The 12,219-nt window shown below is 62.3% G+C and carries 11 protein-coding genes; 8 read left to right on the plus strand and 3 right to left on the minus strand.

Annotated features, from left to right (window positions below):
• The first annotated feature begins 329 nt into the window (after window positions 1–329).
• The 4 genes from G5S35_RS27975 (at window position 330) to G5S35_RS27990 (ending at window position 2,483) form a co-directional block, all read left to right on the plus strand.
• The gene (locus G5S35_RS27975) at window positions 330–860 is read left to right on the plus strand and encodes a PAAR domain-containing protein (protein WP_065058826.1); all 531 of its coding nucleotides are present in this window, start codon (window positions 330–332) and stop codon (window positions 858–860) included.
• Between the two features lie 2 nt (window positions 861–862).
• Complete coding sequence (locus G5S35_RS27980; protein WP_082991773.1) at window positions 863–1,375, plus strand: PAAR domain-containing protein; 513 nt, start codon at window positions 863–865, stop codon at window positions 1,373–1,375.
• A gap of 114 nt (window positions 1,376–1,489) precedes the next feature.
• Window positions 1,490–1,993, plus strand: coding sequence for a lysozyme (locus G5S35_RS27985; RefSeq protein ID WP_074986902.1), 504 nt, complete (start codon window positions 1,490–1,492; stop codon window positions 1,991–1,993).
• On the plus strand, window positions 1,980–2,483 hold the full coding sequence (locus tag G5S35_RS27990; protein WP_080180873.1) for a lysozyme inhibitor LprI family protein: 504 nt from the start codon (window positions 1,980–1,982) through the stop codon (window positions 2,481–2,483). Before G5S35_RS27985 ends, G5S35_RS27990 begins: the two co-directional genes overlap by 14 nt.
• 348 nt (window positions 2,484–2,831) lie before the next feature.
• On the opposite strand, the gene G5S35_RS27995 is transcribed toward G5S35_RS27990, so the two are convergent.
• Window positions 2,832–3,623, minus strand: coding sequence for an AraC family transcriptional regulator (locus G5S35_RS27995; protein WP_074986901.1), 792 nt, complete (start codon window positions 3,621–3,623; stop codon window positions 2,832–2,834).
• 321 nt (window positions 3,624–3,944) lie between these two features.
• On the opposite strand from G5S35_RS27995, the gene G5S35_RS28000 reads away from it, so the two are divergent.
• From G5S35_RS28000 to fhuB, 3 genes are read left to right on the plus strand one after another with little or no spacing between them, the layout of a single operon-like run.
• Window positions 3,945–6,194, plus strand: a complete 2,250-nt coding sequence (locus G5S35_RS28000) for a TonB-dependent siderophore receptor (protein ID WP_237181525.1) — start codon at window positions 3,945–3,947, stop codon at window positions 6,192–6,194.
• 34 nt (window positions 6,195–6,228) lie between these two features.
• Window positions 6,229–7,167, plus strand: coding sequence for an ABC transporter substrate-binding protein (locus G5S35_RS28005; RefSeq protein WP_183039545.1), 939 nt, complete (start codon window positions 6,229–6,231; stop codon window positions 7,165–7,167).
• The gene (fhuB, locus tag G5S35_RS28010; protein ID WP_183039546.1) at window positions 7,160–9,184 is read left to right on the plus strand and encodes a Fe(3+)-hydroxamate ABC transporter permease FhuB; all 2,025 of its coding nucleotides are present in this window, start codon (window positions 7,160–7,162) and stop codon (window positions 9,182–9,184) included. Before G5S35_RS28005 ends, fhuB begins: the two co-directional genes overlap by 8 nt.
• Window positions 9,185–9,212: 28 nt before the next feature.
• Here the strand turns inward: fhuB and G5S35_RS40335 are convergent, their stop codons facing one another.
• Entirely contained in the window at window positions 9,213–9,461 is a 249-nt protein-coding gene (locus G5S35_RS40335; protein ID WP_183039547.1) for a VOC family protein, read from the minus strand.
• A 395-nt stretch (window positions 9,462–9,856) separates the two neighbouring features.
• Here G5S35_RS40335 and trpS point away from each other — a divergent pair, with 395 nt between their 5' ends.
• A complete protein-coding gene (trpS, locus tag G5S35_RS28020) occupies window positions 9,857–10,873 on the plus strand; it encodes a tryptophan--tRNA ligase (protein ID WP_065058832.1) in 1,017 nt (338 codons plus the stop codon).
• Window positions 10,874–10,937: 64 nt separating this feature from the next.
• Here the strand turns inward: trpS and dinB are convergent, their stop codons facing one another.
• Window positions 10,938–12,092, minus strand: coding sequence for a DNA polymerase IV (dinB, locus tag G5S35_RS28025; RefSeq protein WP_110328729.1), 1,155 nt, complete (start codon window positions 12,090–12,092; stop codon window positions 10,938–10,940).
• Between the last annotated feature and the right edge of the window lie 127 nt (window positions 12,093–12,219).

The raw sequence follows: 12,219 nt of genomic DNA on the forward strand, positions 1-12,219 counted from the left end.
TTGTGCTTTGGTTTGAAGTCGGGCGGCTTATAAGGAATGTGGGAATGGTGATTTGGGGTGTTGAGAGACGTGGCGTGGCGGGCTTATTTATTCGGGCGACGTTTGCGCATCTGAATAAATTGCGATATCGGACTCAATTTGTCGAATGTCAAATTGCGTTTCGATCGCGACGCAATACGGATAAATCAAACTCCACCTTAAAGATTGTCTGATGGTCTGCCCCCTTGCGTAATCCGACGATTACCGGTTAGCGGCGGAGGGTCCGTCGTGACTGTGCCGGTCGCGTATCTGCACGGTTTCCATACCTGTAATCGAACGAAGGCACGCACATGAGGCGTTATCTGTTGAGGCTAGGCGATAAATCCACGGCGGGAGGTATTGTCCTGGAGGGCGCAGAAAACTGCACGCACCGCGGCATACCGATTACGTTTATCGGAGCAAAGGTCTGGTGCGAAGGCTGTAAATCGCACGGTTATATCGAGTCGGCGGGGCCGCACCGCAACGCAACGATGCGGGGGAAGCAACAGGCGCTGGAAGACGATATCTGTATCTGCAAGTGTTCACCGCCGCCGGTTTTCAGTGCGTCGCAAGCAAGCGCCTCTCACAGTTGGGAGGACGAATGGGGGGACATGGGTTATGCAGCAAGCCTGGCCGCGTTACTCGACAGGCAGAGCGCCACACACGACGAACGGTTCAAGCTATGCGATCGCGCCGGAAACCCGCTCGCGGATACCTATTACACCGTTCGTTTGCCATCCGGTGCAACGGTGAAAGGCGTAACAGATTCGAACGGCTATACCGCGCGCTATCAAACTGATGGCGAGTGCCGTATTGCCGTGTACATCGGCCACAAGAAGTAGTCGTGCCTACCAGACTTGCACTGAAAGACGATCGCACGACCACGGGCGGGTCCATCCTCGGGCCCGGATCGGACTGGTTTAACGAAGACGGTAGAGCCTTCGCGCTGGCCGAAGACAAGGCAACATGCGGCAACTGCAAAGGCGTGTGGCCCGTTGGTGGCACCGCCCATAGCGTAATGGACCAAGGCCAATCCTTCGTTAAAGACCTTGCGCCGGTCTATTGCCCATGCGGCAAAAATCGCGTGCTTGCGAGCGGTGAATCGCCCTTCTTTTATTCCGAGGATTGCGAAAGCGACTCACAGACCACCGCCGTAGCAATACAACCATTCCACGATGAACAGTTCACGCTGTGCGACGCGCGCGGCACGCCGATGCGCGGAACGTACTACACGGTGCGGCTATCAACTGGTGAGATTGAACACGGCACCACCGACGAGCAAGGCCGTACCGCGCGATATGCAACGGAACACGCTGCTTCGATTCACGTTTATCTTGGGCACAGAGAGGAAATGTAAATGCCTGACGCACTTGGAAGCGCAGTAACGAATACGAACCCGAATTCGTGTGTTAATTTGCAGACCGATCGGTTATGCAAGCCTTGGACTCTCTCGCAGCAAGGCATAACTTTCATGGCCGTCCTTGAAAGTGGAATTCTCAATGGTACGTATCATCAGGTGCTTCACCATCATACAAACAACCTTCCCGTTTCCCAAGGCTTCATCTTGCAGGTATACGACGATGGACACGGAATTCCAACGACCGGTTTAGGACATCGCGTTTGGCCCGCCGACAATCTGCATATGGGACAAACCATCACACTCGAACGCGCAAAAGAACTATTCCGACACGATCGAGAGCCTGCCGAAGGAGCGATCAACAACAGCGTTAACGTGCCGCTATATCAGTACGAATATGATGCACTGGTATCCGTATTGTTCAATACCGGCACTGGTCGCGGACCCCATGACCCGTGGCCTGGAACCAGGGCTCAATACTTGGCAGACTTTCTGAATCATGGCGAATACGAACGGATGCGCGATGTGATACGCGGTTTCATAGCTAACATTGTCTCTGGCCGCCGCCAGAGGGAAGCACGGTTGTTTGATACGGGAGTTTACGATGCGACTCACTAAGTTCTTGCCTGTCTGCGTGTTCGGCATCTCCACTTATATGGTTGTCGCGCCAATTGCGGATGCCGCTACAGTTTATGGGGCCAGCTTTGATTACAGGAAAGCTGAACCAGCCATCGAGCAGTATCCAGGAATGACGCCGGACCAGATCAAGGCGCATTGTAAAAACGAAAACCTGGGAGGTATGGAAATGGCAACGTGCGCGCAATTTAGTTTTGAAGCGGCGAATGCAACTCTCGCTAAGGCAGTAGAAGAAAATGAAAAGGAAATCGCAAAAAACGACATGGAAATTAGAAAAAATCACAACCCCGTCGCGCTGCCGTATTTCAAGCGTGCACAAATAAACTGGCAAAATTATCGCGATAATCAATGCTACGCGAACGTGTATGAAATTGGTGAGGCATCTATACGTTTCATTGATTTTTACGCATGCATGGAGAAAATTACGAATTCGAGAATTGACGAGCTGAGTACCCCGGATGCACGTCAGTAATTCGATTATTTTAACCGCCCCGTTTCGACGGGTCGTTTTTGCGATGCGGCAACCCAAAGTCCTTTGAATTGATTTCTGCAATTCACGCGATTTATGTGTCTTTTAATTGAATGGGGGATCAGGACGATGAACCAGGAACAGAAGGTCAAGACGCAATACATTACGCCCCTGTCGTCGTAGCTTGTCGTGCGAGTATTGAACCCGCCTGGGTAGGCGATTCCCAAATGAGCGGTCCGGCTATCTTCACGTCGCAAATCCTCGCGGCGGTGTACGCATAGGTGCGCAACACGTGCCACGCCGAGGATGATTCAGACAACTGGCGCGTGTTGCCGTTCAAATCACGCCGATTCACGCCGGCTCCGCCCCCGCAGCGCACATCATCGACTGATACTTCAGCGGCGTGATCTGCAGCACGCGCTTGAACATCACGGCGAAGGAGTTCGCGTCGGCGTAACCGAGGCAGCTCGCGACTTCGTCGATGGGCGTATGCGTCGACAGCAGGCACATCGCTTCGGACACGCGCATCTGCTCGCGCCATTTCGCGAACGGCATGCCGGTTTCGCGCTGGAAATGCCGCGCGAGCGTGCGCGAACTCGCGCCGAAACGGTCGCCCCAATGTTCGAGCGAATCGTTGTTGGCGGGCTGCTCGATCAGCGCCTGGCAGATTCGGTGCAAACGCGGATGCTGCGGCAGCGGCAGACGGCCAGGCTGATCGTCGGCGGGCGATGCCGCGGCGAGCAGATTGACGATCAGTTGCGTGAGGATATCGGCGAGACTGCCCGGTTCGCGCGTGCGTGCGGGTTCTTCGACCATCGCGAGAATCGCCTCGCGCAGCAGGCCGTTGACGGGCAGCAGTCGGCCTTCGTCGCCGCCGATCGCCGGGCACGGATCGACGTACAGCGTGCGAAAGCCGACCTTGCCCACCATCTCCAGCTCGTGCTCGACGCGCGGCGGCACCAGCATCGCGCAATCGGGCGTGACGACCCAGCTCGCGGCCGGCGTGCGCACGCGGATCAACCCGCTCGTCGCGTAGAGCAACTGCGCGCGCGCGTGCGTATGCGCGATCTCGCGCGAGCCCGATTCGTACTCGATCGCCTGACCGAACACGGTCGGCAAATCGCTCTTCGCGGGAGGCGGCACAGGCTGCGCGCCGCCTCTCGGCTTCGTACGTGGAGTGTCCGTTTGTGTCGAAAAAGCTTCCATAACGTTCCATCTGGACAAAAGTTGTCCGGGTGATCGGACAAGTCGTCTGCCTCTGCGCGGGCCTAACTTGTATCATCTGACCTCGCCAGCGCGGCCTCGCCCTTTGTTCATGGGCCTCCGGCGGCTGCGCCTCTAACGACATAGTCCCCCAAGTCTGCACAAACGCCTTTGGCCCGCGACGTTCATCGCCGTGGGAAGTATAGCTTTTGTGATTGTAATAAGAAGCATTATCATTAACATTCAACTGGTGAATCGACGATGAAGGGACGTAAAAACAACAAGATGACGGGGCTGCACGGGTTGTCCACGAAGCTTTCGCCGATGCGGTGCGCATTACTGGGGATGCCGCTGGCGTTTTCGGTCGTTGCGCACGCACAGACCGCTGACGACGCCAGCGGCGTTCAAAACGGACAAAACGCCGGTTCGGCGCAATCGGCTCAATCGACGAAATCGACCCAGGCGGCGTCGGCGAAAGGCACGCTGCCGGCGGTGAACGTCGACGCGCAGCGCGAGTCGCCGAGGGGCCCGACTTCGGGCATCGTCGCCAAACGCACCATGACGGGCACCAAGACCGACACGCCGATCGTGCGCGTGCCGCAGTCGATTTCGGTCGTCACGCGCGAGCAGATGGATCAGCAGGGCGCGACCACGGTCGATCAGGCGCTGCGCTACACGCCAGGCGTCTACTCGCAGGATTCGACCGATTTCCGCTTCGACCAGTTGCGCGGGCGCGGCTTCGATTATTCGGAATATCTCGATGGCCTCGCGCTGCAGGCGGACCAGTATTACGCCAATCCGCGTATCGATCCTTACTTCCTTGAGCGCATCGATGTGATGCGCGGTCCGTCGTCGGTGTTGTACGGCGCGGGGAGCCCCGCCGGCATCGTCAACATGGTGTCGAAGTTCGCGACCGAGGATCAGGTCAACGAGGTTCAGTTGCAGTTCGGCAATCACAACCGCTATGAAGCCGCGTTCGACGTGGGCGGCAAGCTGGACAACGACGGCACCGTGCTGTGGCGCATCGTGGGTCTGGGTCGCGACGCCGACACGCAGGTGGACGGCGTGAAGGATCAGCGCATTGCCTTTGCGCCGAGCGTCACGATCAAGCCGAACGCCGACACGCGCCTCACGGTCTACGCGCAGTATCAGCGCGATCCGGCGGGCGGTCTATTCGATTCGCTGCCGGTGCAGGGTACGGCCACGTACAACCCGAACGGCAAGGTCAGCCCGGGCACCTACATCGGCAATCCGGACACCGATTATTTCCACCGCACGCAGTACGCGTTCGGCTATCAGTTCGAGCAGAAGATCAACAACGTCTTCACGTTCCGTTCGGGCGCGCGCTACATGCACGACGACGTGGATTATCGCCAGTCGTATTTCGGCACGTGGAAGGCGGGCACGAACCAGTCGGTGCTCACCATGAGCGCGTTTCTCGATCGCGAGCACCTGAGCCAGTTCGCGATGGATAACCAGTTGCAGGCGAAATTCTCGACGGGCGACGTCAAGCAGACGGTGCTGTTCGGCGTCGATTACCAGCGTCTGCTGAGCGGTACGAATTCGGGCTCGGGCTCGGTCGGCACGCTCAATCCGTTCGATCCGGACTTCTCGACGGTCGGCCAGATCTACACGACCACCAAGCGCGTCGATACCGCCACCGATCAGCTTGGCGTGTATTTGCAGGATCAGATCGAATATCGTCACTGGCTGCTCACGCTCGGCATCCGCAACGACTGGACCTCGACCAACATCCAGACGAGCGGTTCGAGCACGGGCCTGCAAAACCAGACGCCGCACGCGTTCACGTGGCGCGGCGGTCTCTCGTATCTGTTCGATAACGGCATCGCGCCGTACTTCTCGTATGCGAAGTCGTTCCAGCCGACCACGGGCGTGAATTACGCGGGCCAGGCGCTGGTGCCGACCACGGGGCAGGAATACGAGGTGGGCGTGAAGTATCAGCCGAAGAGTTATAACGCGCTCTATTCGGCGGCGATTTTCGATCTCACGCAGCACAACGTCACCACGACCGATCTGAATCATCCGGGCTCGTCGGTGCAGACGGGCGAAGTGCGTTCGCGCGGCCTCGAACTCGAAGGCCATATCCAGCTCACCGACAATCTCACGGTGCTCGGCTCGTACACGTATCTGAACCAGGTCGTGCTGGAATCGAACACGGCGGCGCAGGTGGGCAAGCGCCTGACGATGGCGCCGCGCAACATGGCCAATCTTTGGGCCGATTACACGCTGCATGGCGGCGCGCTGCGCGGTCTGGGCTTTGGCGGCGGCGTGCGTTATATCGGCATGTCGGCGGGCGATACGACGAATACCTTCGACGTCAGCAGCGTCGTGCTGCTCGACGCGGCGGTCCACTACGATCTTCGCAACTGGAAGTTCGCGGTCAACGCGACCAATCTGACGAACCGCACCTATGTCGCGTACTGCTCCGGCGGTGCGTGCTATTACGGTTCGAAGATCGGCGTGCTGGGTACGGCGAAGTATCAATGGTAAGCGCGTTGAGCGAGAAACGATGAAGGGCGCGCGCATGCAGCGACGTCAATGGCTCGCGGCCGCCGCCGCGGGTCTCGCATGCGCGCTCGGACCGCGTGCGGTGTGGGCGGCGGCGGACGTGGCGGGGGTGGGAGGAACGTCGGTGCCGAAACGCATCGTCGTGATGGATTTCGGACTCACCGAAATGCTGCTCACGCTCGGCGTGACGCCGCTCGCCACCTCGGTGCCGGACTGGTATCGGCGCACCAACGTCGCGCCGCCGCTGCCCGCCGGGGTGATCGATATCGGCTTGCTGTATCAGCCGAACGTCGAATTACTCGAACAATTGCGTCCCGATCTGCTGCTGCTCACGCCCGCGCATGCGCCGATGCGTGCGCAACTCGAACGCATCGCGCCGACGCTCACGCTCGCGCTGTCCGCGAACGGCGTGGCGCCGTGGACGCAGATCGCGAACGAGACGCGCCGGCTCGCGCGCGTGCTGCATCGCGAGCCGCAGGCGCAGACCGCGATCGCCGCCGCCGACGCGCAAGTGAGCGCGGCGCGCGCGTGTCTGCCTGCGGGCGGCGAGAGCGCCGCGCCGGTTTTCGTCGTGGAGTTTATCGACGACCGGCATCTGCTCGTGTTTGGAACCGGCAGTCTGTTCGGCGATGTGATGACGCGCATGGGGCTGCGCAACGCGTGGACCGGGCCGACCAACGCGCGCGGCTATGCGGTGACCGACTTCACGCGTCTCGCCGATGCCGCCGACACCGCCGATGCCGCCCACGCGCGCCTCGTCCATATCGACCCGCTGCTCGACGCCGCGCGCGCGACGCTCGCGCAGGGCGTGCTCTGGCACAGCCTGCCGTTCGTGCGCGCGGGCCGCGTGGCAGGCATGCCGAAGGTCTCGCAGGGCGGCGCGCTCTACAGCGGCGCGCGCTTCGCGCGTCAACTCGCGGATGTGCTGCTTGCACCGGAGGGCCAACATGCATGATCTGCCGAAGACGCGCGCAGCGGGCACAGCTCACGCACGCGCGCCCTTGATCGGATTGTTCGGATTGCTAATTATTGCCATCGCGCTGACGTTGCACGGTCTTTCCGCGCATCTGCCCGCAAGCGACTGGATGCGCGCGCTGATCGCGCCGAACGTGGACGACATCCGCGAAATGGTGGTGCATGAAAGCTGGCTGCCGCGCCTCGCAATCTCGCTGCTGTGCGGCGCGGCGCTCGCGCTGGCGGGCGTGGTGTTCCAGCAGATCTTGCGCAATCCGCTGGCCGAGCCGATGACGGTGGGCGTGTCGGCGGGCGCGTATCTCGCGTTGCTGCTCGCGACGCTGTGGGCGCCCGCGTGGCTGCTGCCATGGCGCTCCGGCATCGCGCTCGCGGGCGGCGCGCTGGCGATGCTGGTCGTGTTCGCGCTCGCCTGGCGGCGTGGCTTCGCGCCGATCACGCTCGTGCTCGGCGGCATGATCGTCAACCTGTATTGCGGCGCGCTGAGCCTCGCGCTGTCGATCATTTACGAGCGCTCGCTGGCGGCGATGTTCATCTGGGGCGGCGGCGCGCTCGCGCAGCAGGACTGGCAAACGACGCTGTGGCTGCTGCCGCGCGTGCTCGTCTGCGCGGCGCTATGCGGCGCGCTGGTGCGCCCGCTCACGCTCGCCGGACTCGACGACGCCGGCGCGCGCAGCCTTGGACTCGCGCTGACGCGCACGCGCTTGCTGGCGCTGGCGGCGGCGGTCGCGTTGACGGCGTTCGTGGTCGCAGCGGTCGGCGTGATCGGCTTCATCGGGCTGGCCGCGCCCGCCGTGGCGCGTGCGTGCGGTGCGCGGCGTCTGCGCGATCAACTGACGTGGGCGCCCGCGATCGGCGCGCTGCTGCTCTGGGTCACCGATCAGGCGATCCAGCAACTCGGCGGCCTCGCGGGCGAACTGTTGCCGACGGGGGCCGCGACCGCGCTGTTCGGCGGCCCCTTGCTGCTCTGGCTGGTGCCGCGCCTGAAGACGCGCGCGGCGGCGCCGGGCACGCAGGCGGCTGAATCTGCGCGCGCGGCGAGTGCGCTGCGTTCGCCGCAGGCCACGCGACGCCTGCTCGCGTGCGGCGCGCTGGCGCTGATCGCGGCGGTGATCGTCGCGGCAGCGTTCGGGCGCGGCCTGGACGGCTGGCACTGGGCGAGCGCCGACGAATGGCGCGGCTTGTGGCGATGGCGCGCGCCGCGCATCGAGAGCGCGCTCGCGGCGGGCATGCTGCTCGCGCTGGCGGGCACGCTGCTGCAACGACTCTCCGGCAATCCGATGGCGAGTCCCGAGGTACTCGGCATCAACGGCGGCGGCATGCTCGGCATGATTCTGCTGCTGTTCGCCGTGCGAGCGCCGGGCGCGCCGCTGATGTTCGCTGCCTGCGGCGCGGGCGCGCTGACGACCTTGCTGGCGATGCTCGCGCTCGCGCGCCGCAGCGGCTTCGCGACCGGGCAACTGCTGCTCGCGGGCATTGCGGTGGGCGCGCTGTCGCAAGCGGTGTTCGGGCTCGTGATCGCGGGCAGCGGCCCGTATGCGCCGCTGCTGCGCAATCTGCTGATGGGCTCGACCTATCTGATTGACGCGTCGCTCGCGTCGGGCGCGCTCGTGCTCGCGGTGGCGCTGCTGGCGCTGACCTTGCTGTGCGCGCGCTGGCTCGACATCTTTCCGCTGGGCGCGCCGGCGGCGGCGTCGCTGGGCGTGCCGGTGCGACGCGCGCGACTGCTGATCCTGCTGCTGGCGGCGCTGCTGAGCGCGGCAGCCGCGATGATCGTCGGACCGCTCTCGTTCATCGGCTTGATGGCGCCGCACGTGGTACGGCGCATGGGCTTCCGGCGCGCGGTGGTCGAACTGCTGGCGTCGGGGCTGCTCGGCGCGCTGCTGATGGTGCTGTCCGACTGGCTGAGCCGCAACGTGCTGTTCCCGCAGCAAATGCCGGCCGGGTTGCTGGCGATGATTGCGGGTGGCGCGTATCTGATGGTGTCGTTGGCGCGCTGAAGCGGCGGTGCGCCAATCGACGCCGCGCTCAGGCGTGGCACATGCACAGTTCGAATTCGTGTCCGTCGGGGCTGCTCAGGACGACGCTTTTCATCGCCTCGATTTTCAGTCCGTCCATGACCACTGATGCGCCGTTCTCAATCGCACGCTCATGAAATCGAGCAGCGTGGCTTCTTCGAATTCGAAAACGGGCACGGCGCTGCTGCCTTTCAATTCGTCGCCGAAGTCGTTCAGCAGCAAGCCCAAACGGTTTGTGCCGATCATGAACTCGGTCCACTTAGCGGATTGCCTGTGCGGTTTCTGATCGAGAAGCCGTTGCCAGAAAGCGGTCGATATCTGCATGTCGTTGACTTTCAGGTACACCGTACGAAGTTGCATGGCGGGTCTCCGGGTGGGATGGGCGGATTCTGGCAGAGGCAAAAACAATCGTTGCGCTGGCCGCCGAGCGGACATGGTCGGCGTCAGGGTTTTTTCCTTCGATCGCCACCTACGCTATACTCTCCCCCCATGGAAACCAAACCGCTTTCGCTCATGTTGCACGGTTGGTGGCGCGCCTGAATCCGGCGGCCCGTTTCCCCACGCATATCGCGAACGTGATGCCGCCAGTCCTGGCGGCATTGTTGTTTTAGCGCGCCGAAGACTGGTGGCTCGATTAATGTGAGACTCCAGTCCATGACACAAGCAAGCCGCCCCACCATCCTGACCGGCGACCGGACCACCGGCCAGCTGCATCTCGGCCACTACATCGGCTCCTTGCGCGCGCGCGTTCAGCTCCAGAACGAAGCGGACCAGTTCCTTCTGCTCGCCGACGTCCAGGCGCTCACCGACAACGTCGGCCGCCACCAGAAAGTCACCGAAAACGTCATCGAAGTCGCGCTCGACTATCTCGCCGCCGGCATCGATCCCGCGAAATCGACCATCCTGATTCAATCGCAGGTGCCCGAACTCGCGGAACTGTCCCAGTATCTGCTCAATCTCGTGACGGTCGCGCGCCTCGAACGCAATCCGACCATCAAGGAAGAAATTCGTCTGCGCGGATTCGAGCGCGATATTCCGGCGGGTTTCCTGACCTATCCGGTCAGTCAGGCGGCGGACATCACGGCGTTCAAGGCCACGCACGTGCCGGTCGGCGACGATCAGTTGCCGATGATCGAGCAGACCAACGAACTGGTGCGCCGTTTCAACAACACCGTCGATCGCGCCGTGCTGGTCGAATGCGAAGCGGTGCTGTCGAAAGTCACGCGCCTGCCCGGTATCGACGGCAAGGCCAAAATGAGCAAGTCGCTCGGCAATGCGATCACGCTGGGCGCGACGCCCGATGAAATCACCAAGGCGGTGAACAATATGTACACCGACCCGAACCATCTGCGCGTGAGCGATCCGGGCCGCGTGGAAGGCAACGTGGTGTTCTCGTTCCTCGATGCGTTCGAACCCGATGTGGCGAAAGTGGACGAGCTCAAGGCGCATTATCAGCGCGGCGGCCTGGGCGACAGCGTCGTGAAGCGCGTGCTCAACGAGCGCCTGCAAACGCTGATCGAACCGATTCGCACGCGTCGTCGCGAGCTGGAAGAAGATCGCGGCGAAGTCCTCGAAATTCTGCGTCGCGGCACGATGCGCGCGCGCGAAGTGGCGGCGCAGACGCTGTCCGAAGTGAAGGGCGCGCTGGGTCTGAGCTATTTCCAGAACTGAGCATGACGTGCAGCGAGCGCCGCATGAAAAGCGGCGCTCGCTTTATCTTTTCTGCTTGCTCGTTTCAGGGACCGAACGGCAATTCGCCTTGAATAGCGCCGTTAATCGGGTTGTCCGCCGAATAGCGTTCGAGCGCGCTCACGCGCACGCCAATCAGGCGGATGCGCCGATCGAGATCGATCCGTTTCAGACACGCGCCAACCGCGCGGCGAATGGCGGCGGTATCGCGCACGGCCATCGGCAGCGAAATATCGCGGGTGACGATTTTAAAGTCCGCGAATTTGATTTTCACGCCCACGGTGCGGCCGCAATACCCTTTGCGCTCCAGATCCTGCGCAACGCGTTCGCATAGCTGCGTGAGCGCGGGCGTGAGCACGGCACGGTCGCGCCCGACGTGCATGTCGCGCTCGAACGTGGTTTCGCGGCTCATCGATTTCGGTTCCGACGACACCACCACTTCGCGATCGTCCTCGCCATGCGACACGCGCGCGAGCCACGCCGCGTAGGTGCGGCCGAAATGTTCCTGCAAAAGCCCGAGATCCGCTTTCGCCAGATCGCCGATCGTGGCGAAACCCAGCTCCGCGAGCCGCTTGCTCGCGCGCGGCCCGATGCCGTTCACTTTCTTCGCTTCGAGCGGCCAGATGCGCGCTTCGAGGTCCGCCATTGTGAGCAGCGTGAGGCCGTCCGGCTTGTCGAGTTCGGAGCCGATCTTGGCGAGCAGCTTGTTGGGCGCAATCGCGATCGAGCAGGTCAGGCCGGTTGCGTCGCGCACCGCGGCTTTAAGACGCGCGCCGATGTCGCGCGGCTCGCCTTCGACGTCGGTGAGATCGATATAGATTTCGTCGATACCGCGGTCTTCGATCTGCTCCGTGAAGGCGCGCACCGCGCTTTTGAACAGCCGCGAATAGTGGCGATAGGACTCGAAGTCGGTGGGCAGCAGAATGGCGTCGGGCGCGAGTTGCGCGGCCTTCATCATGCCCATTGCGGAAAACACGCCGAATTTGCGCGCTTCGTAGGTGGATGTGGTGACGACGCCGCGCCCCACGTAGTCACGCAGGCGCGCGAAGCGGCGCGTGCCGTCGGGCAGCGTCTCGGGCACGGCATTGCGCCCGCCGCCGATGACGACGGCCTTGCCGCGCAGTTCCGGATAGCGCAGCAATTCCACGGAAGCGTAGAACGCGTCCATGTCGAGGTGCGCGATGCGCCTTTCGTCTGGCATGCCTGGTGTGTGAGAAATGGCGTTCGAACAGTGAGGCCGCGAACGCAACGTGTTTCGAGCCAACGCCGCGCCGCGTCGGGCCGTGCGTTGCCCGTAACTGTACATTCATACAGTGTTTTTGTCACCT

Origin of the sequence: Paraburkholderia tropica (assembly GCF_014171495.1) — a bacterium.
GTDB lineage: Bacteria > Pseudomonadota > Gammaproteobacteria > Burkholderiales > Burkholderiaceae > Paraburkholderia > Paraburkholderia tropica.